The sequence below is a fragment of the Salinibacterium sp. dk2585 genome (assembly GCF_008001035.1).
In the GTDB taxonomy this organism is placed as follows: domain Bacteria; phylum Actinomycetota; class Actinomycetes; order Actinomycetales; family Microbacteriaceae; genus Homoserinimonas.
The window spans coordinates 2,278,423-2,304,149 of sequence record NZ_CP042856.1; the positions used below are offsets into that span (position 1 = coordinate 2,278,423).

Sequence of the window (25,727 nt, forward strand, 5' to 3'; positions counted from 1 at the left end):
GGGCGCTTTCGGGAAGGGCCGGGCCGGGCTGGAGCGGAGGGCCGGCCGGGGCTGGAGCGGAGGGCCGGGCTCAGTTGACGCTGTCGGGGTGCGAGCCGACACGACCATCTCGCTCGAGGGCCGTGATCGCCGCAACCTCGCCAGGCGTCAGCTCGAAGTCGGTGACATCGAAGTTCTCGGCCATGCGCTCCGCACGGTTCGACTTGGGGAAGACGATGTGCCCGCGCTGCAGGTGCCAGCGGATGACGACCTGCGCCGGCGTCTTGCCGTGCGCCTCGGCTGCATTTGCCACCGCTGACTCCTCGAAGAGCGGGTACTTGCCCTGGCCGAGCGGTGCCCACGCCTCGATCGCGATGCCCTTGTCGCGGCAGAACGCCTGCACGCCGGGCTGCTGGTAGGCGGGGTGCACCTCGATCTGGTTGACGGCGGGCACCGTGTCGCTCGCGTCGAGCAGGCGCTCGAGATGCGGCACCAGGAAGTTGGAGACGCCGATCGAGCTGGTGAGGCCCTCCGCCTGGAACTGCTCGAGCGCGTGCCACGCCTCGACATAGAGATCGTTCGCGGGAGCCGGCCAGTGGATCAGGTAGAGGTCGACGCGGTCGAGGCCCAGCTTCTCGAGGCTTGACTCGATCGCCGGGCGGGAACGGTCGGCCGCCTGCTCCGTGATCCACTGTTTGGTCGTGATGAAGAGTTCATCGCGCGGGATGCCCGACTTCGCGATGGCGCGTCCCACGCCCTCCTCGTTGCCGTAGATGGCCGCCGTGTCGATGTGGCGGTAGCCCACCTCAAGGGCGTCGGTGACGATGCGCTCCGTCTCGGCCGGATCCACCTGGAAGACCCCGAAACCCAGCTGGGGAATGTCGCGGCCTGAGTTGAGGGTGATGGTGGGAATCGTCATTGCTCTATCGTGCCACCGTTTGGGTTTCGGAAGGTCAGGAAAGCCATTTCACAACTCAGGAGAGTTCTTTCACAACTCAGGAAGGGCTGGGTGACACTCCTGAATTGTGAAAGTCGGCCGGGCCGCCTCTCCGAGATTCCGGCGGAAGTTCAGGAACGGCGCAAGCAGATATGAAAACGGGCCGGGTCCACCAAGGGATATCACGACCCGTTCCTGAGTTTCCGCGGGGGATCAGACCTCGCGCTGCTCTGGCCCGTTGTAGGCGCTCAGGGGGCGGATGAGCGAGTTCGAGCGCAGCTGCTCCATGATGTGCGCTGTCCAGCCGGTCACGCGCGACGCCACGAAGAGCGGCGTGAACATCTCGGTGTCGAAGCCGATCAGCCGGTAGGCGGGCCCGCTGGGGTAGTCGAGGTTGGGCTTGATCGACTTGCGAGCATCCATCGCCGCTTCGAGCCGGTCATAGAGCTCGCCCATCTGGCCCGCGTCGTAGTGCTCGATGAGGGTGTCGAGCGCCTTCTTCATGGTGGGGACGCGCGAGTCGCCGCTCTTGTAAACACGGTGGCCGAAGCCCATGATCTTGCGCTTCTCGGCGAGGGCCTGGTCGAGCCACTCCTCGGCACGCTCGGGGATGACGATCTCGTCGAAGACGTGCATGACCGCCTCGTTGGCGCCGCCGTGGAGCGGCCCCTTGAGCGCGCCGATCGCGGCAACGACCGCGCTGTAGATGTCGCTCAGCGTCGAGGTGACGACGCGCGCCGTGAAGGTCGAGGCGTTGAAGGAGTGCTCCGCGTAGAGAATCATCGACACGTCGAAAGCCTCAACCACGACCGCCTCGGGCACTTCACCGAAGGTCATGTGCAGGAAGTTCGCCGAGTAGGAGAGGTCGTCGCGCGGTTCGACGAGCTCCTGGTCGCGGCGGCGGCGCTGGTCGTAGGCGACGATCGCGGGGATCCGCGCGAACATGCTGATCGCGCGACGCAGGTTCGCCTCCTCGTCGTCGGCCGACGACATCCCGGGCACCGTGTCGTCCTGGGCTCCGATCACGCTGACGGCGGTGCGCACGACGTCCATCGGATGCGCGGTCGTCGGCAGCTCGTCGATGACCCGCTTGATGACAGGGTCGAGGCGGCGCTGCGAACGCTCCAGCTCCTGGAACTCCTCCAACTGCACGGGCGTCGGCAGCTCGCCGTGCCAGAGCAGGTAGGCGACCTCCTCGAAGGTGCACTTGGCGGCGAGCTCCTGCACGGGGTAGCCCCGGTAGAGCAGCGAGTTGGTCTCGGGGTTCACCTTCGAGATGGCGGTGGTGTCGACGACGACCCCCGCGAGTCCCTTGCGAATCTCCTCAGTCATGACACTCCTTCGTGGTGCTGTCGCTTCGACCTGGCTCAGTGCCGGCCGGGAACGGTGAAATTGAACACGCCCTCGTCGAAGGAGTTATACCCCGAGTAGTCGACGAGTTCGTAAAGACGGGCCCGCGTGAGCATGTCGGGCACGGATGCCTCCTGCGTGCCCTCGGCAACGATCGTGTCGAGCACGCGCTCGGCTGCGCCCATCGCCGCCCGCAGCAGGGTCACGGGGTAGATGACGATGTTGACGCCGACCTCCCGCAGCTGCTCGGTCGTGAAGAGGGCGCTCTTGCCGAACTCCGTCATGTTGGCGAGGATCGGCACGTCGATCGCCTTACGCACAGCCTCGAACTCGCTGAGGTCGGCCATCGCCTCGGGGAAGATCGCGTCGGCACCCGCATCCACGAGCGCCTTCATGCGGTCGATGGATGCTGCAAGCCCCGCCTCTCCAGGGATCGTGCCGCGCAGGTCGGTGCGCGCCATGATGAGCAGGTTCGCGTCGCGGCGGGTCTCGACCGCGGCGCGCACGCGCTTGATCGCGGTGTCGTCATCCACGACCGCCTTGCCGTCGAGGTGCCCGCAGCGCTTGGGGTTGACCTGGTCCTCGATGTGCACGCCGGCAACGCCCGCATCCTCGAGTTCATGGATCGTGCGGGCCACATTCATGGGCTCGCCGAAGCCTGTGTCGATGTCGACGAGCGAGGGCAGGTCGGTCATGCGGCTGATCTGGCCGGCGCGCTGGGCGACCTCGGTGAGGGTCGTGAGGCCGATGTCGGGCAGGCCGAGTTCGTTGCTGAGCACGGCGCCCGAAATGTAGACGCCCTCGAAGCCCTTCTCCTCGATCAGCCGCGTGCTGAGTGGGGTGAACGAGCCGGGGAACCGCTGGAGTTCCCCGGTCGCCAGGCGTTCGCGCAGCCCGGCCCGCTTCTCAGTGGGAGTCTTGGTGGAATACAGCATCAGAAGATCCCCTTGGTGGTGAGGCGCGGGAGTTCGGCGTTGATCGTGAGGCCGCACAGCTCGTCGGCCGTGAGCTGGGGCAGACGCTGGGCTACGTCGAGGAAGCGCTCGATCTCATCGGCCTCGAGCACGCCCTCCGCGAGGGTGCGGAACTTGTTGACGTACTGCGCACGGGCGAAGGGCCGGGCACCGAGCGGGTGGGCGTCGGCGACGGCGATCTCGTCGACCACGCGGGTGCCGTCCTCGAGCTCGATCTCGACGCGACCGCCGAAGGCCTTCTCGCTGATGTCGTTGGAGTGGTAGCGGCGCGTCCACTCGGCGTCCTCCAGCGTCGTGACCTTGTGCCACAGCTCGACCGTGTCGGGGCGACCGGCACGCTCGGGCGCGTAGGAGTCGACGTGGTGCCAGCTGCCGTCCTGCAGCGCGACCGTGAAGATGTACGGGATCGAGTGGTCGAGCGTCTCGCGGCTCGCTGTCGGGTCGTACTTCTGCGGGTCGTTCGCGCCCGAACCGATCACGTAGTGCGTGTGGTGGCTCGTGTGGAGCACGACGCTGCGGATGTTGGCGGGGTCGCGCAGTTCGGGACGCTCATTGCCCAGCTTGCGCGCGAGGTCGATCCACGCCTGGGCCTGGTACTCGGCCGAGTGCTCCTTCGTGTAGCTGTCGAGGATGGCGCGGCGCGCCTCTCCCCGCTCGGGCAGCGGCACCTCGTAGCGGCCCTCTGGCCCGTCGAGCAGCCACGCGATGACGCCGTCCTCACCCTCGTAGATCGGGGTGGGGCTCGTCTGGCCGCGCATGGCACGGTCGACCGCTTCGACCGCCATCTTGCCGGCGAACGCCGGAGCGTGTGCCTTCCAAGTGGAGATCTCGCCCTTGCGCGACTGGCGAGTGGCCGTCGTCGTGTGCAGCGCCTGGCCGACGGCCTGGAAGATCGTCTCGGTGTCGAGGCCGAGGAGCGTGCCGATGCCTGCCGCCGCCGACGGGCCGAGGTGGGCCACATGGTCGATCTTGTGCTTGTGCAGGCTGATCGCCTTGACGAGGTCGATCTGGATCTCGTAGCCCGTGACGATGCCGCGAAGGAGGTCGTCGCCCGTGCAACGCATGTGCTGCGCGACCGCGAGAATCGGCGGGATGTTGTCGCCCGGGTGCGAGTACTCCGCAGCGAGGAAGGTGTCGTGGTAGTCGAGCTCGCGCACCGCCACGCCGTTGGCCCATGCTGCCCACTCCGGGCTCACGCGCGTCGTGGTGCCGAATACCGTCGCGCCCGGCTCGAAGCCGCCGTGACGCTCCGCCTGCTCGCGGGCCGAGACGACGGGAGCCCGCGTGAGGCTCGCTGCAGCGACGGAGGCGTTGTCGATGACGCGGTTGATGACCATGTCGGCAACCTCGTCGGTGACGTCGACGCGCTCGGATGCGACATCCGCGATCTTCCAGGCGAGCTGGTCTTCGCGGGCGAGGTTCTCGTCGCTGCGGTATGTGCGCACGGGGTGGAGCTTCACGATGCGGTCCTTTCGAGGGGAGTCGTCCCCGCCGTGGCGAGGACGCTGGTGAGGGCGTTGTGGAGGTGGACGTGGGTCGCGTGGGCGGCAAGGTCGGCGTCTCGGGCGAGGATCGCCTGCACGATCAGCAGGTGCTCGGTTGCCGCTTGGCGCAGTCGCGCTGGATCATCCTTCGCGAGGCGACGGATGCGCACGAGGTGGGTGCGCAGCGAGGTGAGCGCGGCCACGAGGTAGGGGTTGCGCACCGCCACGTCCATCGCGGCATCGAAGCGCGCGACGAGGTCGTAGTAGTCGTGGCGGGCGGGGTCGTCGGATGCCAGCAGGCCGGGGGCGGCGCGGAACTCTGCCTCGAGCGCGGCGAAGGTGATGGCATCCGCTCGCACTGCCGCGAGTCGGGCCGCCTGCTCCTCGAGGGCACGGCGCACCTCGAAGAGCTCGCGGATGTTCTCGACGGAGACGTTGGTGACGACGAGGCCGCGACCGGTCTGGGTGGCGACGAGCCCGTCGGCGATGAGTCGCGAGAGAGCCTCGCGCAGGGGCGTGCGGCTGACGCCGAGACGCTCGGACTGCTCGACCTCGCCGAGCACCGTGCCGGGCGGAAGGTGCCAGTCGATGATGTCGTCGCGCAGGGTGCGGTACGCCCGATCCGATGCGCGCATCCGTGCTCCCTCCGCCCCGTCGACGCCTCTTACTGTATACACAACGAGGCCTGAAGCCAACCTGTCACGCAGCCCGGGCGCCCGAACAGGGATGTTTGTATACAACTGAGCCGGATGGGCCAGCGCATGGTCGCAGCGTGAGCGGTCAGGGGCAGCGCTACAGTTTCCGTCCGGCGCTACGGAAGTATCTGTAACGCCGGACGGAAACTGCAGCGCGAGCGCAGGCGGGCCGCAGGGACCTGGCGGCTCAGCGGAAGCGGCGGCCCTCGTCACGGCGGAAGAGGAAGAGCGCGAGGGCGGCAGTGGCGGCGATCCACACGAGGATGCCCATCCACACCCACGGGTGCAGCTCACCTCCCTGCACAGCCCAGATCACGAGTTCACGTGCCTGGCGCGAGGGGAAGAACGTCGACAGGGTGTCGAGCCACGGCGCGAACATGATGGGCGGCAGGAACAACCCGCCCGCGAAGGCGAAGCTGAACATGACGACCTGCACGACCGCGATCGCCGCCTTCGAGGGCATCGCGTAGCCGACGCACACTCCGATGAGCATGAACGGCAGCGCGGAGATCGCGAGCGCCACCAGGCCGAGGAGCACTCCCGACAGTGAAGCCTCGGCCGCAGTGAAGAGCCTGCCGATGACGATGACGGGCAGGATGGCGACGAGCCCCATCGTTCCGATCGAGAACACGTAGCCGAGCACGCGCGAGACTCCCGAACCGGGGAGCGTGCGCAGGTAGGGGTCCCAGGGCTTCTCGCGGTCTTCGGAGATCGTGAGGCCGAAGCTGAACAGCGAGTTCGACATCACCGCGAAGACGCTCAGCGAGATCACGGCCTGGGTGGCGAAGAGCGGGTCAGCCGCCACGACCTCCTGCGGCACGACGAAGAACAGCAGCGCGAGCGCGGGAAACGCGAGCGCGCTGATCACCGCGATGGGGATGCGCATGGTCTCGAGCAGCCCGTACTTGGCGTGCACGAGGGCGAGGTTCATGGCGGACATCAGTTGCTCCCCTTGGTGTCGAGGCGAACCGGCTGGGCGCCTGCGCCCCCGGTCAGTGTCAGGAATGCCTCCTCGAGGCTTGCCCCGCGCACCGTGAGTCCGTGGAACGGCACCCCCGACTGCACGAGGGCGCGCACCGCTTCGTCGGCGTCGCGAACGAAGAATGTGTGCGCACCGTCCTCCTCGGCACGGGTGTCGACGACCTCGGGGAGGGCAGAAACGGCCTCCGGATGCTCGGTCGTGAGTCGAAGCATCCGCAGCCCCACCTGCTGGAGCACAGTCGAGAGGTCATCGTCGGCGAGCACGCGCCCCTCCCCGATCACGACGACACGCTCCGCCAGCGCCTCAATCTCTTCGAGGTAGTGGCTCGTGACGACGACCGTCGCGCCGGCGGCCTGCTGCGCCTGGACGGCCGCCCACAGCACCTTGCGTGCGTCAACGTCGAGTCCGGTGGTCGGCTCGTCGAGCAACACGAGCTTCGGCCGCCCGACGAAGGCGAGCGCGACGCTGATGCGCCGCTTCTGCCCGCCCGAGAGCGAACCGGTCTGGCGGCGCAGCAGGTCGGCGAAGCCGAACTGCTCGGCGAGCTCCTGCTTGGGCGCCGGGTTCTCGAAGTGTGCGCCCACATAGTCGAGCACCTCTCCCACCCGCAGCGTCGGAGGCAGGGCGGTCTCCTGCGGGGTGCAGCCGAGCATCCGCCGGTTGTGGTGGTCACCGGGGCTGCCGTCGAAGAGTTCGACGGTGCCGGACGTCGGCCTGCGGAGGCCCTGCAGGAGCGAGAGAAGCGTGCTCTTGCCTGCACCGTTCGGGCCGAGGAGGCCCACGATGCGGCCGGAGCCGATCTCGAGGGAGACATCGTCGAGGGCCGTGACATCCCCGAAGCGGCGCGTCACGCCATCGAGACGGGCGAGGGTGTTCATTCGGATGCTCCCAACAGGGTTCGGAGGGTTTCGGTGTAGTCCTCGAAGGCGCGACGGCCGCGCTTCGAGAGGGCCAGGTAGGTGACGGGTGTGCGTCCCTGGTGTGTCTTGGTGACCTCGACGTACTCCGCGTCCTCGAGCTTGCGGAGGTGGGTCGAGAGGTTGCCTGCCGTCATGTCGAGCAGCTCCTGCAGGCGCGGGAACGACATTTGGTCGCCGACCGGCAGCGTTGCCAGGGTCGCGGTGATGCGGAGCCGCGCCGCCGCGTGGATGACCGGGTCAAGCTCCATGGCGCGCCCTCCTGATCACGAGGGCGAAGTGTGCGGCTGCCACGAGGAAGCCGCCGCCACCACCGATCGCCATCACCAGGTTGTTGGTGGGGAGACCGAAGAAAGGGGCGATGGAGCCGACGACGAGCAGGAGGCATCCCAGTACGAGCTGGCTGCGCTCGTTCCAGAGGGCTGCGCCGGCGAGGTACATGATCCCGGCCATGAGGGCGTACGCGGAGGGGAAATAGAGGCCTGCGAGTTCCGGTGACATCCCGTTACTGATGAGGCCCACCCCCACGGCGGCGAAGGCCATGCCAGAGAGCGACCACGAGATGCCATACACGGAGCCTTGGAACGCGGTCGAGCCGCCGCGCACCCCGCGCCCGATCCGCATCCCGACGATGGCGGAGGTCACGATCGAGGCGACGAGCAGCACGCCGAACACCGTGCCGGCCAGCGAGAGCGACATCCAGTCCGTCACGCGCCCGAGCCAGAGGAGCAGGAAGCCGACGAACCACGCGATGCCCCACACGAGGTAGAGCACTGCCACGGGAGCGACGTAGGCAAGGTCAACACGGCGGCGCTGTCGCTCGGCGAGTGCGAGCATCTCGGCCGGGTCGAGCGGGCGGTCATCGTCGGGTTCGGTCATGGGGACTGCTCTTGGGCGGGAAGACATGATCACTTTGTAACACAAAGTACTCTGCGTACTCAATCACTTCGCGAAAGATTCCCCTTGCTTGCTATTGACAAGCGAACTTGCTTTTTACAAGCTGGTCGTGCTTGCGGGGGCTCCGAGCAGGAACACCATCCACACCGACCGAACCGCACGCACCGAAGGAGACACCATGCCCACCGAAATCTTCGTCAACCTGACGACGAGTGACCTTCCCCGGGCCAAGAAGTTCTTCACCGACCTCGGCTGGGAGATCAACCCCCTGTTCACCGATGACAACGCCGCGTGCGTCGTCATCGACGAACGCATCTACCTCATGGTGCTGACCCGTGAGTTCTTCAGCACCTTCACGAAGAAGGAGATTCCCGACCCGCGGACACACAGCCAGCTGCAAACCGCCCTCAGCACCGACAGCCGCGAGAGTGTCGACGCACTGATCGACCGTGCCATCGCCGCGGGAGCCATCGAACCGAAGGCCGCACAGGACTACGGCTTCATGTACTCTCGCGACTTCGAAGACCCCGACGGCAACGAGTTCAGCGTCTTCTGGATGGACCCGAGGGCCTCAGAGCTGGGGCCCGAGGCGTGGGCTGCCGCGCAGGATGGAGCCTCTGCCTAAGTGGCATCCCGCAACTACGGCCAATACTGCGGCGTCACGACCGCACTCGAGCTGGTCGGCGAACGATGGGCGCTGCTCATCGTTCGCGACCTGCTCGTGGGCCCCCGCCGCTACACCGACCTGAAGGCTGGACTGCCGCGCATCCCCACCAACATCCTCAGCGCCCGCCTCAAGGAACTGCAGGAGGCCGGCGTCGTCCACCGCGTGCCCCTCGCCCACTGCGGGCTCGTCTACGAACTCACCCCCTACGGCCGGGAGCTTGAAGACGTCGTGCTTGCGCTGGGGCGCTGGGGCTTCAAGGCCATGGGAGAGCCCGGGACCGATGACGTCATCACGAGCGACTCCATGACGACGGCCTTCAGGGCGGCCTACGACGCGGATGCCGCGGCCGCCCACCCCCCAACCACCTACCACGCACACATCGGCGAGGTGGCACTCGCCCTCCGCACGGGGCCGGAGGGCCTGCGCATCGCCCCGCGCCCCGGCAGCACCAGCACCCCCGTGCCCACCGCCCACCGCTTCGACGAGCACGCCGACCTCGTCTTCGCTGCCGGGCCGGGCATCCGTTCGCTCATCTCGGGCGAGCTGAAGCCAGCCGACGCGATCGAAGGCGGCACCGTGCACGTGATCGACGGCGACCCCACCCTGCTGGGGCGCTTCGCCGCGACCTTCCACCTGGAGCCCGCCGCCGGGGAGCACGCGGCGTAGTCAGGAGATGAACCCGAGCGCGTCGAAGAGTTCCGGCACGCGGGCGATCGCGTCGCGAGCGACGAGAAAGCCGACGATGCCGACAACCCACGCGGTGGTCTCGGCACCCTCGCGAGCCATCCATGCCGCGAGCCGCTGCAACAGCGGCTCAACCAGTCGGCGGACGAGGATGCGGGCGGCCAGCAGCACGAGCGCCGGCACCACCATGACCGCACAGTAGGCCGCCAAGGTCAGCGCCCGGCCGCCGCCGTCGAGCTCGGACCCGCTGATGAGGCCCACCGCCGCCAGGTAGGGCAGCATGGTGGCAAGCTCCAGCACGGCCGCCGTGAGCGCAAGCGCCATGAGACTGAGCAGGGAACCGCGCCCGCCCCCGTCATGCATGGCACGGTCGCGCCAGCGGAGCAGACGACCCGGCGTGGCGTCGGCACCCTCGCCCGCAGCATCCGTCTTCTTTCGGCCGATGAAGAAGCTCCACACCACCAGCCCGGCCCCGATGACGAACTGCGCGCGGCCCGCCATGGGGCTCTCAAGAAACTCCGCATCGGAGAGGAACGACACCGCCCCCGCCGTCAGCAGCAGGCCCACACCGAAGTAGAAGACGGCCACCGTGGCAAGGAACACAAGCACACGCGAGGGTCGCAACCGGCCCGGGGCCAGTAGGAGCCACAGGGGGATGAGGAGGGTTCCAAAACTGAGCGAATCGACCAGCGCCAGGGCCAGGAGAGGCAGTGCGAGTTCGAGCGGGAGTTCGGGCGGAAGGGAGACCATGGCACCAGCGTCGCGGGCCGTCGCCCGCGCGGGAATCGGCCACCCGGCCGAACCCGCCGCAGGCGAGTACATCCTTCGGATGACCCCGCACAGCACCGTGTGTGCTGAGATTGCATCGTGGATGTTCGCGAGTGGTGGGGCCAGGACCGCACGCGGGGAATCGCCGAGGCCCTCGCCGTCGCCGCACTCGGACTGCTGCTGCTCTCGGTCGGGCTCGTCAGGGCATGGGAACCCCTCGGAGATCACGCCTTCTCCCCCTGGTGGCATGTGGTGCCGCTCGCAGTCGCGTGTGGCGCGATCCTCATCGAACGTCGGCATCCGCTGCTCGCGCTCGGCATCGGCCTTGTCGCCTTCGCCGTCGACGGCTACGCGGGCGGCAGCCTTGGCGTCATCATCGCGCTCGTCAACCTGCTCTACGCCGCCGCCCTTTACTCGGGCCCCGCCACCCCGCGCAGGTTGGGGATCGTGGCCGTGGCCGTAGTCGTCGCGAGCACCGCGGCAACGTTCATCATCACGGGCGACCTGCAGCAGACGATCCTCATGGACTTGCAGGTCTTCGCGCTCCTCGGCACCCCGCTCTGGTGGGGCCTATCGGTACGCCAGCAGCGCGAACTCGCCGAGCTCGCCGCGGCGAGGGCCCGCGACATCCAGCGTCTCGCCGAGCTGAGGGAGGCCGACGCCGTGCGCGGCGAACGCACCCGCATGGCCCACGACCTGCACGACGCGCTCGCCGGCAACCTCTCGGCGATCGCGATCCACTCGGAGGCGGCCCTCTCCGGCGACACCCCCGCGCGCGAAGCGCAGGCACTGGGGGCGATCCGCTCTGCCAGCGTGGAAGCCCTCGAGGAGATGCGCTCCATGATCGGCCTGCTTCGCGGTGAGGACGATGCGCTCGTCTCCCCCGCCCGCCTCGCCGAGGTCGCGGAGCTCGTCGCGGGCGCGCGCTCCCGCGGCATCGAGGTGCACTGCGCGGTGACGCCCGAGCCCATCCCGCACCTCCCTGCCGCGGTCGATCACGCGGCGTACCGCATCGTGCAGGAGGCCCTCGGCAACGCCGCCCGGCACGCCCTGGGGGCGAGCGTCCGCATCGATGTGGAGGTGCGGGCGGAGGAGGTCGACATCAGGGTGGGCAATGCTCGCGGCACGACCATCACCGACACCGCGGGCGGCGGAATGGGCACGACCACCATGCGTGAACGGGCCGAAGCCCTCGGCGGCACCTTCAGCGCCGGCTGGACCCCCGACGACCGGTGGCTCGTCCACGCGACGATCCCCCTCGCCACGAACGCCCTCACGAGCGTGACCACATGATCACCGTGCTCCTCGCCGACGACCACGCGGCCATCCGCTCCGGCCTGCGACTGCTCCTCCAGAACGCCGACGACATCACGGTCGTCGGCGAAGCGGGCGACGGCGCCACCGCCATCAGCAACGCGCGCGCCCTCCGCCCGGACGTCGTGCTCATGGACATCCGGATGCCCGGGGTCGACGGCATCGCCGCCACCCGCGCCATCCGTGGCGAAGACCTCGCCGAGGTGCTCGTGCTCACGACCTTTGGCCACGACGACGTCGTCTTCGACGCACTCCGCGCGGGCGCCGCCGGGTTCCTGCTCAAGACCGTGGGCGGGCCGCAACTCATCGACGCCGTGCGACGGGTCGCCACCGGCGAGGGCGTGCTCGCCCCCGAGGTCACGCGCGGGCTGCTCGACGCCTTTGCGCGCACTGCCGAGCCCGAGGCATCCGCGACCCCCGCCTGGCTCGACACCCTCACCGCCCGCGAGATCGACGTGCTGCGCGGCCTCGCGCACGGCCGCTCGAACGCCGAGATCGCTCGTGACCTGCACATCTCGACCGCGACCGCCAAGACCCACGTCTCACGCGTGCTCGCCAAGCTCAGCTGCAGCACCCGCATGCAGGCGGCGATCCTCGCGCGGGAGGCCGGGCTCGACACGCCCGCGACGTAGGATGGAGGGCTCATGACTGCCGCCCTCCCCGTCACCGTCACGTACCCGGAAGACCTCCCGGTCAGCCAGCGGCGCGACGACATCAGCGCGGCCATCCGCGACCACCAGGTCGTCATCGTCGCGGGTGCGACCGGATCGGGCAAGACGACGCAGCTGCCCAAGATGCTGCTCGAGCTCGGCTACGAGTCGATCGGGCACACGCAGCCGCGCCGCATCGCCGCCCGCACCATCGCGGAACGCATCGCCGAGGAACTCGGGCAAGAGGTCGGCGAGCTCGTCGGCTACCAGGTGCGCTTCACCGACCGCACCGCCAAGGGCACCCGCATCAAGCTGATGACCGACGGCATCCTGCTCAACGAGATTCACCGCGACCGGATGCTCCGCAAGTACGACGCCATCATCATCGACGAGGCGCACGAACGCAGCCTCACGATCGACTTCCTGCTCGGCTACCTCAAGCAGTTGCTGCCGAAGCGGCCCGAGCTCAAGGTCATCATCACCTCGGCGACCATCGACCCCGAGAGCTTCGCGCGCCACTTCGCCGCCGCGTCCGGTGACCCCGCCCCCATCGTCGAGGTCAGCGGGCGCACCTACCCGGTCGAGATCCGGTACCGGCCGCTGGCCCCGGATGCTGCCACCGACGACCCCGACGAGCAGGAGAGCAGCGGCACCGGCGACGCGATCGACCTGTTCGACGGCATCAACGCCGCGATCGACGAGCTCGGCCGGGAGGGCAGCGGCGACATCCTCGTGTTCCTGAGCGGGGAGAACGAGATCCGCGATGCGGAGGACGCAATCCGGGCGCGGAACCTGCCCGGCGTGGAGGTGCTGCCGCTCTACGGGCGGCTGAGTTCGGCCGACCAGCACAGAGTGTTCCAGAGGAGCTCGAGCCCGGGCATCCGTCGCCGCATCGTGCTCGCGACCAACGTCGCCGAGACCTCCCTGACGGTGCCCGGCATCAAATACGTGATCGACGCGGGCACCGCCCGCATCAGCCGGTACAGCACGCGGGCGAAGATCCAGCGGCTGCCGATCGAGGCGATCTCGCAGGCATCCGCGAACCAGCGTTCGGGACGCTCGGGCCGCACCAGCAGCGGCATCGCGATCCGCCTGTACTCGCAGGAGGACTTCGAGAAGCGGCCCGAGTTCACCGACCCGGAGATCCTGCGCACCAACCTTGCCGCAGTCATCCTGCAGATGATCTCGCTCGGGCTGGGCGCGATCGAGGACTTCCCCTTCCTTCAGCCGCCCGACTCTCGCGGCATCAAGGACGGGCTCGACCTGCTGCGCGAGTTGGGGGCGGTGCGGGTTTCGACAAGCCCAACCGGCAAGGCGGGCTCAACCGGCGCACCCGAGATCACCAAGATCGGCCGCCAGCTCTCGCAGTTGCCGATCGACCCGCGCCTCGCCCGCATGGTCATCGAGTCGGGCCGCCACGGCGTCACGCGCGAGGTCATGGCGATCGTCGCCGGGCTGAGCATCCAGGACCCTCGCGAGCGCCCGCTCGAGAAACGCCCGCAGGCCGACCAGCTGCACGCCCGCTTTGTCGACAAGACGAGCGACTTCCTCACCCTGCTGAACCTCTGGAACTACCTCAGGGAGCAGGAGGAGGCGCTCAGCGGCAACCAGTTCCGTCGCCTGTGCAAGGCCGAGTACCTCAACTACCTGCGCGTGCGGGAGTGGGCGGATGTCTACCGACAGCTCACCCGGATGGCGAAGTCGCTGGGGCTCACGGTCGGTGAACCGAGCAATGACGGGGTCGGCATCCACAAGTCGCTCATGGCGGGGCTGCTGAGCCAGCTCGGCGTGCGCGACGACACCGTGGTGCCGGCATCCGGCAAAGCCCCCAAGGATCGTGAGCGTCCACGAAACAAGAAGGGCGAATACATCGGGGCGCGGCAGGTGCGCTTCTCAGTGTTCCCAGGCTCGGCGCTCGCCAAGAAGCTTCCCGCCGAGATCATGTCGGCCGAGCTCGTGGAGACGAGTCGCCTCTTCGCCCGCATGAACGCCGCCGTGGACCTGGCCTGGGCGGAGCCGCTCGCAGGTGAGCTCGTCAAGCGGCAGTACGGCGAACCCCACTGGGAGAAGAAGCAGGGCGCCGCGGTCGCGTATGAACGCGTCACCCTCTACGGCGTGCCAATCGTCGCGCGACGACGCGTGCAGTTCGCGCGCATCGACCCAGTGCAGTCCCGGGAGCTCTTCATCAGGCACGCCCTGATCGAGGGCGAGTGGGATGTCACGCGGCTCGACAAGCGCCTGACCCAGTTCGACCGCACCAACCGGGCCCTGCGCAAGCAGCTCGCCGAGTTCGAGGAGCGCACCCGCCGCCGCGACATCCTGCTCGATGACGAGTCCGTCTTCGACTTCTACGACCGTCACATTCCCGCAGAGGTATGCACGCAGCGGGACTTCGAGTCGTGGTGGAAGCGCACCCGCCCCGAGAGCCCCGAACTGCTCACGATGACACGTGGGGACCTGCTCGAGGAGTCCGACGCCGCGCCCGAGTTGCTCGAGGCGGACTACCCCAAGTGGTGGCATCAGGGCGAGCAGCGCCTCAAGCTCACCTACCGCTTCGAGCCCGGCTCCAAGGACGACGGCGTCACCGTGCACGTGCCCCTCGCCCTGCTGGCGCGCCTCTCCCCCGCGGGCTTTGACTGGCAGGTGCCCGGCCTGCGTGCCGACCTGGTCGCCGCGCTGATCAAGGCGCTGCCGAAGGCCATCCGCCGCAATGTCGTGCCCGCGGGAGATTGGGCACGCAAGCTCCTCGCTGACCTCCCCGAAGACCTCGATGTCACCGAGATGCCGCTGACGGAATATCTTGCGCGGGAGATCCAACGACGCACCTACACGCCCGTCGACGTCGAGGACTTCGAACTCGAACGCGTGCCCGATCACCTGCTCGTGACCTTCGCCGTCATCGGCGAGCACGGCCGGGAACTCGCCCGATCGAAGAACCTCACCTCCCTGCAGGCCAAGCTGCGCGACCGTGCGAGGGAGAGCGTCGCGAAGGCCCACGCGCGGGCGTCGCAACCCGCGCCTCGTCCGGGTGCGGCGGCCGCGGCATCCGCCCCGTCCATCGAACGCGCGGGGCTCACCTCCTGGGACTTCGAGGAGCTGCCGCGCGTGCGAGATACCAAGCTCGCGGGCAATGTCGTGCGCGGCTACCCGGCGCTCATCGACGAGGGCAATTCGGTCGCTATCCGGCTCATGAGCACGCCCGCCGAGCAGCTGCGCGAGCATCGTCGCGGCGTGCGTCGGATGCTGCAGCTCGCGATCCCCGCGCCGACCGCGTATGTGCAGCAGCACCTGACCCCGGCCGAGATCCTCAGCCTCGGCGCGAGCCCCTACGCATCAACGAAGGAGCTCTTCGCCGACGCCATGGCGGCGACCCTCGACGCGACCATCGGCCAGACGACGGATGCTTCAGCCCTCCCCTGGCGCCGTGCCGACTTCGAGGCACTCCGAGACCGCGCCTCCGCCGGCATCGTCGACGGGCTCTTCACCACGGTCTCGCTCGTCGCCAGGTCGCTCGCCTCGGCGCGCACCGCCGAGAAGGCCATCAAGGCAGCGACGAGCATGGCGCTCATCGCGCCGCTCACCGACGCCCGCGAGCAGCTCGGCGCCCTCGTGCACCCAGGGTTCGTCGGCCTCGCCGGGGTGGAGCGACTCCGTCGCATCCCGCTGTACCTCGATGGCATCACGCACCGGGTCGGCCGCCTCGCCGAGAACCTGGGCCGCGACCGCGTGTGGATGGCCGAGGTGCAGAAGGCCACCGAGCTGTATCTGAAGGCCGGCGGGCCACTCCCGCTGACGCGTGAAGTGGTCGACGACCCGGAGCGGGCGCACCTCGTGCAGGTGCGCTGGATGCTTGAGGAACTGCGCATCAGCCTCTTCGCGCAACACCTCGGCACGACCGGACCGGTCTCGGTGCAGCGGGTGCAGAAGGCACTCGCGACACGCTGAGCCGCACTGTCGGTCCCAGCCGCCGATGCCGGGCACGCAACGCAGAAGGCGCGCCCCGTGATCGGGACGCGCCTTCCTCGCGGGTAAGCGGGATTTGGTTATTTCGCGGCTGACGCCGTGGTCTTGGCGTTGACCTCGTAGGAGGTGTTGGTCGACTCGAAGAAGTTGACCAGCTCGAGCGTGTCGTTCGCGGTCGCCATCCACTTGGCCGGGTTGGAAACCTTGTAGTGCGCCTCGAATCCGAGCTCCTCGAGGCGCCGGTCTGCGAGGTACTTGACGTACTGGTTGATGTAGTTGGCGTTGAGGCCCAGGATGCCACCGGGGAGCAGGTCGTGGTTGTACTGCTCCTCCAGCTCGACCGCGTCGAGGATCATCTGGCGGATCTCCTCGGCGAACTCGGGCGTCTGCAGCTCGGGGTTCTCCTCCAGCACCGTGAGGATGAGGTTGATGCCGAACTTGAGGTGCAGGCTCTCGTCGCGCACGATCCAGTCCATGAGGGAGCCGAAGTTGCGCAGCAGGTTCCGCTGGCGGAACGACAGCGCCACCATGAAGCCCGAGTAGAACCAGATGCCCTCAAGCACGACGTTGTAGGCAACGAGGTTGCGCACGAAGTCCTGCTTGCCCTCGAGCGTGTTGATGTCGAGGGTCTCCTCGGTCATACGACGGAGGAACTTGACCTGGAACTCTTCCTTCTTGGCCATCGACGGGATGTCGACGTGCGCCGCGTAGGCCTCTTCCCTGTTGATGGGGAAGGTCTCGAGCACGTACTCGAACGACATGCAGTGGTTGGCCTCCTCCCACATCTGCTTGGCGAGGTAGAGGTGCGCCTCGGCCGAGTTGACGTAGGGGTAGACACCGAAGGCGAGCGCCTTGTTGACGAGCAGCTCGTTGGGGTTGAAGTAGCTCATGAGGAACGTCACGGCGTGACGCTCTTCATCCGTCATCTTCTTGAAGTCTGCGATGTCTTCGCCGAGCTGGATCTCATTGGGGAACCAGGTGTTGGCAACCGCCTGGTCGTAGAGGTCCATGGCCCACTGGTACTTGATCGGCTTGAGCAGGAGTGCTTCCTGGATGCCGGTGCCGAGAATGCCCATTCGTTACTTCATCTTCTTTCTGGTGTGTGCGAGAGCCGGGCCCACCGAGACGTCTGCCCCGGTGGCCGCGGCCGGCTACGCGGTGTGTCCTACTGGCAGCTGTCGCACTGCAGGTCGTCCATGGGATCGACCGGCACGGAGTAGTCGTCGATGCTTGCGCTCATGGTGTGGCCTTTCACGATCACGCACCTTCCTTCGGGGCGACGCTGCCGAAGCCGCGGCGGGCGGGTGCCGAGACGGCGGGAGCTGCTGCCGGGGCGGCACTCACCGCGGTCTGCTCCTCTGCGGGCGTCGCGGAGGAGGGCACGGATGCCGCTGCCGAGCTGGCCGCGCCGAAGCCGCGCTTCGCTCCGCCCGAGATCTCCGCCGTCTTGTTGACCTTGACGGTGGACTGCTCGGCCTGGTGACGGGGCTTCATGTGCAGGTAGTAGGTCGTCTTGACGCCGCGCTCCCATGCCCCGTAGTAGATGTCCATCATCTCGCCGAGGTCACGAGTCTCGAGGTACATGTTGCGGCTGATGGCCTGGTCGATCCACTTCTGGGCACGCGCCGCGACCTCGAGGAAGGCGTAGGGCGAGAGCTGGAAGCTCGTCTTGTAGACCTCCTTGAGGTGGTCCGGGATCGACGCCACCCGCGAGATGTCACCCTGGCTGCGCAGGATGTCTTCGCGAACGCTCTCCCACATGCCGAGCTTCTGCAGGTCGGCGACGAGGTTGCGGTTGACCTCGAGGAACTTGCCGTTCGAGGTTGAGCGGCTGAAGATCTGCGAGAACTGCGGGTCGAGGCCGGGCGTCGTGCCGGCGACGAGGCCGATGGATGCCGTCGGTGCGATCGCCATGAGCGTCGCGTTGCGCATGCCGCCCTTGACCTTCTCCCGCATCGCGTCCCAGTCGAGGCGCGTCTTGCGGTTGACCTTGATCTCGACGCCGCGGTCCTGCTCCGTGAGCGCGATCGAGTCGATCGGCACGAGCCCCTGCGACCAGCGCGAACCCTCGAAGTTCGTGTAGGAGCCGCGAACCTTGGCGAGCTCGGCGCTCTCATCGATCGCCGCGTAGGAGACGTGCTCCATGATCTCGTCGATCAACTCGTAGGCCTCTTCGCTCTCGTAGGAGAAGCCGTGCTTCTCGACGATGTCGGTGAAGCCCATGACGCCGAGACCGACGGCACGGTTCTGCTGGTTGGAGAAATCCGCCTCCTTGACCGAGGAGCGCGTGATGTCGATGAGGTTGTCGAGCTGGCGCACCGCAATGCGGGCGCTCTCGTCGATCTTCTTGTAGTCCATGCTGACCTTGCCGGTCACGGGATCCACGAGAAGGTGGCGGCTGAGGTTTATCGATGCCAGGTTGCAGACGGAGACGTTGTCTTCGTCCTGCGGCAGCGTGATCTCGGTGCAGAGGTTCGAGAGGTGGATCGTGCCCGTGTTGTTGTTGAGGGCACGGTTGTTGATCGTGTCCTTCCAGGTGAGCCACGGGTGGCTCGAGCCCTGCAGGGAGACGAGGATCGCCTTGAACTGCTCGCGGGCCTTGATGACCTTGTGCATCCGCAGCTCGCCGTTCTTGGCCATCTCGATGTACTCGTTGTAGCGAGCCGAGAAGGCGGCACCGTAGAGCTCGTTGAGGTCGGCGACCTCGAGCGGGTCGAAGAGGTACCAGTCCTCGTCGTTCTGCACGCGCTTCATGAACTCGTCGCTGATCCACACGGCCGTGTTGGCGGTGCGGGTGCGACGGTAGGGGTCACCGGAGTTCTGGCGAAGGTCGATGAACTCGGGGAAGTCCATGTGCCAGTTCTCCATGTAGAAGCAGAGGGCGCCGAACTTCTTGCCGCCACGGCTCACGGCACGCAGGATCGAGTCGATCGTGTGCATGAACGGGATGGGGCCCGTCGAGGTCGTGTTGTTGGAGCGGATGGGCGAACCCTGGGCGCGCAGCTTCGTGACCGAGAGGCCGATGCCGCCCGTGCCCTTCGTGAGCCACATGACATCGCGCGTCGTCTTGGCGATGTGCTCCATGTCGTCCTGCATCTCCATGACGAAGCAGTTCGCGAGCTGGGGGTAGATCGTGCCCGCGTTGACGAGCGTCGAGCCGGCGGCGAGGTACTCGAGCTTCGACATCTTGTCGTAGAAGGCGATGGCGGTGGCGTTGGGGTCGGGCTCGTTGAGCGAGAGGCCCATCGCGATGCGCATCCAGAAGTACTGGGGAACCTCGAGGGCGTCGCCGTTGCGGCCCTTGATGCCGTAGCGGTTGTTGAGCGTGACGACACCGATGTACTTGAGCAGCCCGTCGTGCGTGGGGTCGAGGGCGGCGGCCAGCTGGTCGAGGTCGAAGAGCTCGACGAGTCGCGGGTCGAGGAGGCCTTCCTCGACGCCGCGGCGGATGTTGGGGCCAAAGTGCTCGACGTGCAGGCGGCGGAGGTCGTCGTCGTTCTCGTAGTCGCCGAGCACGCGCTTGTAGATGGTCTTGAGCAGGAGGCGCGCCGCGACGGTGTCAAAGGCGGGGTCGTCCTTGACGTTCTGCAGGGCCACCTGGATGACGGCCTCATCGAGCTGCTGCGTCGTGATGCCGTCGAAGAGTGTCAGTTCAAGCTCGCTCGCGATCTGGGTCACCCACGTGATGTTCTCGTCGAGGCCCTTGCTGGCCTCTTCGATCGCGAGGTTGATCTTGTTCGCATCGTATGGCTCGCGTGTGCCGTCGCGCTTGACTACGGTGATTCCCACTCTTTTTCCCCTTTGTGCCGATTCAGCGTTCGACCACTATATAGCGGGGTGTGCCCGAGAACATATCCCTATATCTAGTGGGCGTGTCATCCACAGATGTGCATAACTTCGCCGAGTTCTGCACAGCCTGTGCAGTAATCCTGCAGGCAACCACCGACATCCGAATCCGCCCCATGCTGGACCGTGAAACGCCACCCTCGGGGGCTAGACTCGTGCTCTTGTGAAGCGCTACATCGACCTGCTGAAGACCCGCGGCGTGGGGCGCCTCATGGGGTCACAGCTGGTCGCTCGCTTCCCCGGCGGGATGCTCTCGCTCGCCTTCCTCCTGCACGTGGAGCAGGTGCACGACTCCTACGGCGCGGCCGGCCTCGTGCTCGCGGCGACGAGCATCGGGCAGGCCATCGCCGGGCCCGTCACCACCCGATGGATGGGGGTCTGGGGCATGCGGCCCGTCATCGTGCTGACGGCATCCGTCTGCGCCGCCGCTGTGGCGACGATCGCGCTCGTCGAGATGTCGGTCGCGCTCTACATGCTCGTCGGCTTCATCGCGGGCATCTCGAACCCGCCCATCCAACCGGCCGTGCGCACGATCTACCCCAAGCTCGTACCCGCGAAGCAGCTCACCCCCCTCTTCTCGCTCGATGCCTCGGCGCAGGAGATCATCTGGGTCGTCGGCCCGGTCGTCACCACCTTCGTCGCGACCCAGGTGGGCACGAGGCAGGCGATCCTACTCGCCCTCGTGTTCCTCATCGTGGGCACAGCGTGGTTCGTCGCAGCGCGCGAACTCAGCCAGGTGCGCATCCCCCGGGCCCGCAGGCGCATGGGCGCCGTGCTGGGCCGGCCGACCGTGCTGCTCGCCACGGGCCTCGGCTTCCTCCTCGTCGGCGCCTGTGCCGCGATCGAGGCCGGAGTCGTCGCGACCTTCGGCCACGGCGACGCGAGCGCCGGCATCGCCCTCGCGATCTTCTCTGTCGGCTCGCTCGCGGGCGGCTTGACGTTCGGTCACCGGCAGATCGATCCGTGGGCGCTCGCCCGCCGCATGGGCATCGTCTTCGTCGGCCTCGCGGCAGCCATGCTCATCCTGGAACTGTGGTGGATCTCCATCGCCCTCTTCATCGCGGGAGTTGGCATCGCGCCCGCCCTCGCCGCGATGTTCACGATCACCTCGGCGAGCGTCAAATTCAGCGAGACCGCCGAGGCCTACGGATGGATTGGCACCGGCCAGCTGATCGGCGCCGCGATCGGCTCGGCCCTCGCCGGCTTCATGATCGACGGCTTCGACGCGGTGGGCGCCTACTGGGTGGCGGCGGTATTCGCGTTCCTGGGGGTCATCGTCGCCGTCTTCTTCCGCGGCCCCGACCTGCGCGGCCGCGACGCGAGCCCCATCCCAGACACGGAGCCGGTGCTCACCCTCAAGGAGTGAGCCGCTCCTACCAGCGCGGGTGGACGGCGGCGCGGAAGTAGCGGTCGTAGATGTCTCGCACGCCCGCAGTGAAGCCCTCGCTGAGCTGCGGGAGTTCACCCGCGGCCGCGTTCGATTGCGCCTGCTCCGGGTTGCGCGCGCCAGGGATGACCGAGCTCACGCCGTCGAGCTGTGCGACCCACGCGAGGGCGACCTGCGCGGTCGAGTATCCGGATGCCGCAGGCTCCCCTGCGATCAAGGCCGCGAACTCCTGCGCCGCCGCGACGCCGGCCTCGAAGTCGACGCCCGAGAAGGTCTCTCCCACGTCGAAGGCCTCGCCGCCGCGGTTGAAGGTGCGGTGGTCGTTCTCGGCGAAGGTCGTCTCGGTCGTGTAGCGACCGCTCAGGAGGCCGGATGCGAGGGGCACGCGAGCGATGATGCCGACGCCGGCCTCCTTGGCCGCGGGCAAGACGGCGTCGAGGGGCTTGAGGCGGAAGGCGTTGAGGATGATCTGCACCGAGGCCGTGCCGGGACGCGCGATCGCGGCGAGCGCCTCATCGACGGTCTCGACACTGACGCCATAGTTCGCGATCGCACCCTCCTCGACGAGGGTGTCGAGCGCGTCGTAGACGGCGTCGTTCGAGAACACGGGCGTTGGCGGGCAGTGCAGCTGCACGAGGTCGAGCGTGTCGACGCCGAGATTGCGGCGCGAGCGATCGGTCCACTCGCGGAACTTGCCGAGCGTGAAGTTGGCGGGATCCTGCTCCTCGCGCCGTCCCATCTTGGTCGCCACCGTGATGTCGATCGACGGGTTGTCGGCGAGGTAACGGCCGATGATGCTCTCGCTGCGGCCGTCACCGTAGACGTCGGCGGTGTCGAAGAAGGTGACGCCGGACTGCACGGCCGCGTCGAGGACGGCCGTGGCATCCGCTTCACTGACGTCACCCCAGTCCGCGCCGAGCTGCCAGGTTCCGAGGCCGATGACTGAGACGGTGCGACCAGTGCGGCCGAGGGTACGAGTGTGCATCCCTCGACGCTACCCCGCGTCGGTGTCCGCAGGTGGTTCGGAATGCTGCGGGTCGCGGCGCTCCGCGGCATCCGTGTCCTGCTGCTCGCCCCGGATGGCTGCCGCAATCTCCCGGGCGAGCCTGCGCCGCACGATGTGGTCGTTGAGGTCGACCCGGCGCACCGTGACATTGCGCATGTTCTTGAGCAGCTTCATGCTGCCGGGAATGATGAACTGGTCGAGTGCGCCGTAGATGATTTCGACCGGCACCCTGATGGCGGCGATATCGGTAAGGGTGGTCTGCGATTCGATGCACCGTTGGAGCGAGAGCACGAAGGCGCGCCAGTTTCGCTCCGTAATCTCGAATGAGTCGCGGATGGGCATGAGCCGGGCGACGACGGCGGCCCGCTTGATCGTGAACTCCTTGTGGCTGCGGAGGTACTCGTAGACGCGCAGGTAGGCGCCCACGGCGGCGCGGTCGATCGGGTCCGCGATCTCCTGCGGCGATAGATAGACCGGGGGGCTCACGAGCACGACCTTCGTGATGCGGTCGCGCGTGACCCGGGCGAATCGCGACACGATCAAGGCGCCGAGGGAGTGGCCGACGATCGTGTACTCGTCCCGGATGCGCAGGCGCTTTATGGTGCGCTGGAGCCACTTGACATGCTCCTCGATGGTGTATTCGGCGTTCGCGGGGGTCGGCGACTCTCCGTGCCCCAGGATGTCGATCGAGATGACACGGTGGTCTCGCTCCAAGAGCGGCACGAGGTTCTGGAACGTCACCGACGACGACGCGATTCCGTGCACCAGGATGACGACGGGCCCCTCCCCCACATCGCCCGCGACATGAAGCACCGGCCGCGGGGCGAGACCGACGGTTGCCAATGCGGTGCGGATGCTGCTGCCGAAGGTCATGATGCAGAGTATGTCAGCGGGCACCGAGTCGCGCCTGACGCTCGGATCGTTGCAAACGTTGGGTGGTGCTGTAGTTCACCCCACCCATAGCCTGAGCCCATGAGGCGACGACTCCTGCTCCCGGCCACGATCCTGCTGACGCTCGCGGCCCTCACCGGCTGCTCCGCGGATGCCCGGAGCGGCTTTTCCGAGGCCCGTTCCGACTCCGGTGGGCAGGCAGTCGGCGAGGCGTTGCCCGACGTCTCGGATGAGCGACGTGTTGAACAGGTCGAAGCGCAGGGGCGACAGGTCATCGTCACGGGCGACCTGTGGCTCACAGTCGAGGACCCGCGCGACGCCGCCGATGCGGCAGCCGACATCGTGGAGCGGGCAGGCGGACACGTCGACAATCGTTCCGAGACGGCGCCGCGTGACGACGACCCGGGCCGCGCCGAACTCACCGTGCGGATCCCCTCGGCCAAGCTCAGCAGCACCCTCAACGACCTCGAGGAACTGGGCGAGGTTGAGGAGACGCGCACCTATCGTCAGGACGTCACCTCGGTCGCCAAGGACCTGGATGCGCGCATCACGGCACTCGAGGCATCCGTCGACCGCCTGCTCGCGCTCATGGTGGATGCTGACACGACGAGTGACCTCATCACGATCGAGTCGACGCTCGCGGAGCGGCAGGCCGACCTCGAGTCGCTCCAGTCCCAGCGTCGCTCGATCGCCGACCAGGTCGACTACTCGACCATCACGGTGCACCTCGGCTCGGAGGCCGACGCCCCGGTCGACGACCCCGACACCTTCTGGACGGGGCTCGTCGCCGGGTGGGATGCGCTTGTGGGCTTCGTGTCGTTCCTACTCGTCGCGCTCGGCGTCATCCTGCCGTGGCTCATCGTGCCCGCGATTGCGCTGCTGCTGACCTGGGTGCTGCTGCGGCGGCGTCGACGCCAGCGCGGTGCTGCGTCCGTGGTCTCGACAACGCCCGACGACGCCCGGGACTGAGGCACGCGCCGGCGGCGGCACGGCGTAGGCTTCTCGGGTGCCTGCGCCTGAAACACCCCCGAAGAGTCGGCGCCTCGCGCACCTGATCGACCTCACGCCGCTCAAGCACAGTCCCGCCTTCGCCCGCCTGTGGATCGGCACCGCGATCTCGACGATCGGCAGCCAGATGACGGTCGTCGCCGTCGGCCTGCACGTCTACTCCATGACGGAGTCGACCTTCGCCGTCGCCATGGTCGGCACGATCGCGCTCGTGCCCATGATCCTCGCGGGCTTCTACGGCGGGATGCTCGCCGACGCCTTCGATCGCCGACGCGTCGCCCTCCTGGCCGCCGTCGCCGCGTGGCTCGCGATCGCGACCCTCGCCACGATCACCTGGCTCGACGTGCAGCAGCTCTGGCACCTTTACGCGCTCACGACCCTCAACTCGGTCGCGGCCACGATCATGGGGGCGACCCGCAACGCCATCACGCCGCGCCTGCTGCCGCGGAACCTGCTGCCCGCAGCATCCGCCCTCCAGGGGATGAGCGCGGGCGCGGCCATCACGGTCGGCCCGGCGATCGCCGGCGTGCTCGTCGCGAGCCTCGGCTTCGCGTGGACCTATTCGCTCGACGTCGTGCTGTTCTGCGCCGCGTTCCTCGGCATCATCGCGCTGCCCTCCATCACCCCTGAGGGCGAACTGCACCGCCCGGGCCTCGAGTCGGTGCGCAAGGGGCTCGCCTTTCTCAAGCGGGCACCGAACATCCGGATGTCGTTCATCGTCGACATCATCGCCATGACCTTCGGGCGACCGCACGCGCTGTTCCCGGCCGTCGGGGCGCTCCTCATCGGCGGCGGCGCGGTGACGGTCGGGATCCTGACTGCGGCTGGCGCGATCGGCACCCTGCTGTGCAGCCTGCTGTCGGGCAAGCTCGGCACCGTGCGGCGGCACGGCATCGCGATCGGCTGGTCCATCGCCGCCTACGGTGCCTTCGTCCTTGGCTTCGGCGTCGTCATCGCGGTCGTGCAGCTCGGGGGCTTCGCCGCTGCCACGGAGGACATCGCGGGGGCAAACCTGACCGCGCTCGTGCTGGCGTCGATCATGATGGCCGGCACCGGGGCATCCGACAACGTCAGCGCCATCTTCCGCTCGACCATGCTGCAGACGGCCGTGCCCGACAACATGCGCGGACGCCTGCAGGGCATCTTCATCGTCGTCGTCACGGGCGGGCCCCGCATCGGAGACTTCTACGTCGGCGCGGTTGCCCTCGTGGCGGGGCTCTGGTTCCCGCCGTTGCTCGGCGGCATCCTGATCATCGCGCTCATCGCGCTGTGCCTGCGGTTGACGCCGTCCTTCCGCGCCTACGACGCGCTCACGCCGACGCCCTAAC

At 67.8% G+C, this 25,727-nt stretch carries 22 protein-coding genes; 8 read left to right on the top strand and 14 right to left on the bottom strand.

Going from position 1 to position 25,727, the window contains the following annotated elements:
* Positions 1–70: 70 nt before the first annotated feature.
* The 9 genes from FVA74_RS10710 to FVA74_RS10750 all read right to left on the bottom strand — a co-directional run bounded on the left by FVA74_RS10710 (position 71) and on the right by FVA74_RS10750 (position 8,197).
* Positions 71–898: an aldo/keto reductase gene (locus tag FVA74_RS10710; RefSeq protein ID WP_147722309.1), complete on the bottom strand. Its 828-nt coding sequence runs from the start codon at positions 896–898 to the stop codon at positions 71–73.
* Between the two features lie 231 nt (positions 899–1,129).
* Positions 1,130–2,248 carry a bifunctional 2-methylcitrate synthase/citrate synthase gene (locus FVA74_RS10715; protein ID WP_147722311.1) on the bottom strand — a complete coding sequence of 373 codons (1,119 nt, stop codon included), beginning with the start codon at positions 2,246–2,248 and terminating at the stop codon, positions 1,130–1,132.
* Positions 2,249–2,283: 35 nt separating this feature from the next.
* Positions 2,284–3,201, bottom strand: a complete 918-nt coding sequence (gene prpB / locus FVA74_RS10720) for a methylisocitrate lyase (protein WP_147722314.1) — start codon at positions 3,199–3,201, stop codon at positions 2,284–2,286.
* A complete protein-coding gene (locus FVA74_RS10725; protein ID WP_147722321.1) occupies positions 3,201–4,703 on the bottom strand; it encodes an MmgE/PrpD family protein in 1,503 nt (500 codons plus the stop codon). Before FVA74_RS10725 ends, prpB begins: the two co-directional genes overlap by 1 nt.
* Positions 4,697–5,359 carry a GntR family transcriptional regulator gene (locus tag FVA74_RS10730; RefSeq protein WP_147722323.1) on the bottom strand — a complete coding sequence of 221 codons (663 nt, stop codon included), beginning with the start codon at positions 5,357–5,359 and terminating at the stop codon, positions 4,697–4,699. Before FVA74_RS10730 ends, FVA74_RS10725 begins: the two co-directional genes overlap by 7 nt.
* Positions 5,360–5,606: 247 nt before the next feature.
* Entirely contained in the window at positions 5,607–6,359 is a 753-nt protein-coding gene (locus FVA74_RS10735; protein ID WP_240792217.1) for an ABC transporter permease, read from the bottom strand.
* A complete protein-coding gene (locus FVA74_RS10740) occupies positions 6,359–7,279 on the bottom strand; it encodes an ABC transporter ATP-binding protein (RefSeq protein ID WP_147722326.1) in 921 nt (306 codons plus the stop codon). Before FVA74_RS10740 ends, FVA74_RS10735 begins: the two co-directional genes overlap by 1 nt.
* On the bottom strand, positions 7,276–7,569 hold the full coding sequence (locus FVA74_RS10745; RefSeq protein WP_147722328.1) for a transcriptional regulator: 294 nt from the start codon (positions 7,567–7,569) through the stop codon (positions 7,276–7,278). Before FVA74_RS10745 ends, FVA74_RS10740 begins: the two co-directional genes overlap by 4 nt.
* Positions 7,559–8,197, bottom strand: a complete 639-nt coding sequence (locus FVA74_RS10750) for a hypothetical protein (RefSeq protein ID WP_147722330.1) — start codon at positions 8,195–8,197, stop codon at positions 7,559–7,561. Before FVA74_RS10750 ends, FVA74_RS10745 begins: the two co-directional genes overlap by 11 nt.
* Before the next feature lie 196 nt (positions 8,198–8,393).
* Between FVA74_RS10750 and FVA74_RS10755 the strand changes: the two genes are divergently transcribed.
* Positions 8,394–8,840 carry a VOC family protein gene (locus tag FVA74_RS10755; RefSeq protein WP_147722332.1) on the top strand — a complete coding sequence of 149 codons (447 nt, stop codon included), beginning with the start codon at positions 8,394–8,396 and terminating at the stop codon, positions 8,838–8,840.
* Positions 8,841–9,548: a helix-turn-helix domain-containing protein gene (locus tag FVA74_RS10760; protein WP_147722334.1), complete on the top strand. Its 708-nt coding sequence runs from the start codon at positions 8,841–8,843 to the stop codon at positions 9,546–9,548. It begins immediately after the preceding gene.
* On the opposite strand, the gene FVA74_RS10765 is transcribed toward FVA74_RS10760, so the two are convergent.
* Positions 9,549–10,316, bottom strand: a complete 768-nt coding sequence (locus FVA74_RS10765) for a GAP family protein (RefSeq protein WP_147722336.1) — start codon at positions 10,314–10,316, stop codon at positions 9,549–9,551.
* A gap of 117 nt (positions 10,317–10,433) precedes the next feature.
* On the opposite strand from FVA74_RS10765, the gene FVA74_RS10770 reads away from it, so the two are divergent.
* Genes FVA74_RS10770 through hrpA form a run of 3 tightly spaced genes read left to right on the top strand, consistent with a single transcriptional unit; the run spans position 10,434 to position 16,243 of the window.
* Positions 10,434–11,627, top strand: coding sequence for a sensor histidine kinase (locus FVA74_RS10770; protein ID WP_147722338.1), 1,194 nt, complete (start codon positions 10,434–10,436; stop codon positions 11,625–11,627).
* The gene (locus FVA74_RS10775; RefSeq protein WP_147722340.1) at positions 11,624–12,280 is read left to right on the top strand and encodes a response regulator transcription factor; all 657 of its coding nucleotides are present in this window, start codon (positions 11,624–11,626) and stop codon (positions 12,278–12,280) included. Before FVA74_RS10770 ends, FVA74_RS10775 begins: the two co-directional genes overlap by 4 nt.
* Before the next feature lie 12 nt (positions 12,281–12,292).
* Positions 12,293–16,243, top strand: coding sequence for an ATP-dependent RNA helicase HrpA (hrpA, locus tag FVA74_RS10780; protein ID WP_147722342.1), 3,951 nt, complete (start codon positions 12,293–12,295; stop codon positions 16,241–16,243).
* 98 nt (positions 16,244–16,341) lie between these two features.
* Here hrpA and FVA74_RS10785 read toward each other — a convergent pair whose 3' ends face one another.
* Together FVA74_RS10785 and FVA74_RS10795 are read right to left on the bottom strand one after the other, a co-directional pair.
* Complete coding sequence (locus tag FVA74_RS10785; RefSeq protein ID WP_147722344.1) at positions 16,342–17,337, bottom strand: ribonucleotide-diphosphate reductase subunit beta; 996 nt, start codon at positions 17,335–17,337, stop codon at positions 16,342–16,344.
* 181 nt (positions 17,338–17,518) lie between these two features.
* Positions 17,519–20,050, bottom strand: coding sequence for a ribonucleoside-diphosphate reductase subunit alpha (locus FVA74_RS10795; protein ID WP_147722346.1), 2,532 nt, complete (start codon positions 20,048–20,050; stop codon positions 17,519–17,521).
* 220 nt (positions 20,051–20,270) lie between these two features.
* Between FVA74_RS10795 and FVA74_RS10800 the strand changes: the two genes are divergently transcribed.
* A complete protein-coding gene (locus FVA74_RS10800; protein WP_147722348.1) occupies positions 20,271–21,473 on the top strand; it encodes an MFS transporter in 1,203 nt (400 codons plus the stop codon).
* 7 nt (positions 21,474–21,480) lie between these two features.
* Here FVA74_RS10800 and FVA74_RS10805 read toward each other — a convergent pair whose 3' ends face one another.
* Complete coding sequence (locus FVA74_RS10805) at positions 21,481–22,479, bottom strand: aldo/keto reductase (RefSeq protein ID WP_147722350.1); 999 nt, start codon at positions 22,477–22,479, stop codon at positions 21,481–21,483.
* A 9-nt stretch (positions 22,480–22,488) separates the two neighbouring features.
* On the bottom strand, positions 22,489–23,373 hold the full coding sequence (locus FVA74_RS10810; RefSeq protein ID WP_147722353.1) for an alpha/beta fold hydrolase: 885 nt from the start codon (positions 23,371–23,373) through the stop codon (positions 22,489–22,491).
* A gap of 99 nt (positions 23,374–23,472) precedes the next feature.
* Here FVA74_RS10810 and FVA74_RS10815 point away from each other — a divergent pair, with 99 nt between their 5' ends.
* Positions 23,473–24,360 (top strand): DUF4349 domain-containing protein, encoded by an 888-nt coding sequence (locus FVA74_RS10815; RefSeq protein WP_147722355.1) that lies wholly within the window; start codon positions 23,473–23,475, stop codon positions 24,358–24,360.
* A gap of 37 nt (positions 24,361–24,397) precedes the next feature.
* Entirely contained in the window at positions 24,398–25,726 is a 1,329-nt protein-coding gene (locus tag FVA74_RS10820; protein ID WP_187266473.1) for an MFS transporter, read from the top strand.
* Position 25,727: the final 1 nt, after the last annotated feature.